This window comes from Vibrio sp. 10N.222.55.C6, assembly GCF_041473395.1.
Lineage (GTDB): Bacteria > Pseudomonadota > Gammaproteobacteria > Enterobacterales > Vibrionaceae > Vibrio > Vibrio crassostreae_C.
In genome coordinates this window covers 1-900 of the sequence record NZ_JBFRSD010000842.1, presented here as the reverse complement: position 1 = coordinate 900, position 900 = coordinate 1, and the positions used below count along the sequence as shown (strand labels likewise).

The following is a 900-nucleotide window of genomic DNA, read 5'->3' as shown; positions in this document are numbered from 1 at the left end:
CTTTTATCGCACTTCGCAATTTACTCCAGAGGGCGTCGATTGAGTTTGATTTTTCGTTTTCTTCTTTAAATCTATTACCTTCTTTAGTGATGAAAATAGGGGCATCTTCATCACCTGTATTGTAAAAATACAACCTAGCACGCTCCTTATATCGCTCACTTTCACAGTATTTAGATAACTGCTCCATTAACCACACTGGCATTGAAATCACTCGGTTTGTACCAAACTTAGTTCGGCAACCGTGAGAATTACCAATCTTAATGTTGGTGAACGTTTTACCCCTAAACCCCTTGGGCACTTTCACATGGCGAGGTTTTAAGTCAGCAACCTCTATTGCTCTTAATCCTGAGTTGATAGCAGTTGCAACGAGTAACCTAAACTCACCTGAAACCCCTGCACGATGCCAGTTGTCTCTTATATGCTGAATATCCATGTCATTCATTGGTGTTAACGTGGTTTCCTGCTTCGGGCTGGTAATGGTTATGTCTGTAAGCATCTGGCCATATTTGGTGTAACCAGTTACTTCAAAAGGGAGGTTTTCAACATAACCATGTCGCAGACAAAACACATAGAATCTTCTAATTACGGACAAGGTTGTTGAACCTACACTGCGCCTCATATTGCCGCTGTCAATTTGCTTATTTAAGTAAGCTCGGAACAGGTAAATGGGATAACGTTCAAGCTCTTGATTTTCGTCATTCCAGTTGAGATTGTTCTTCCCTAGAAACCTAAAGAAACGAAGTAAAGCATAAGAGGTAGGTTCAGTGTTCTTTATACCTTCAACGATACGACGACTCAGAATATAAGCGTTAGCATAAAACTCAGGCTCACCCTCTGAGGTAAACAGTAATTTCACACCATCGAAACGCATAGGTTTGTGAATAGAGAAATCAGGTTTAT

Annotated in this window: 1 protein-coding gene; it reads right to left on the bottom strand. The window is 40.4% G+C overall.

What is annotated here, in order from left to right; all coding sequences use genetic code 11:
* Nucleotides 1-900 (bottom strand): integrase (locus AB4486_RS26470; RefSeq protein WP_372119735.1); only part of this gene is annotated, 900 nt, incomplete at both ends.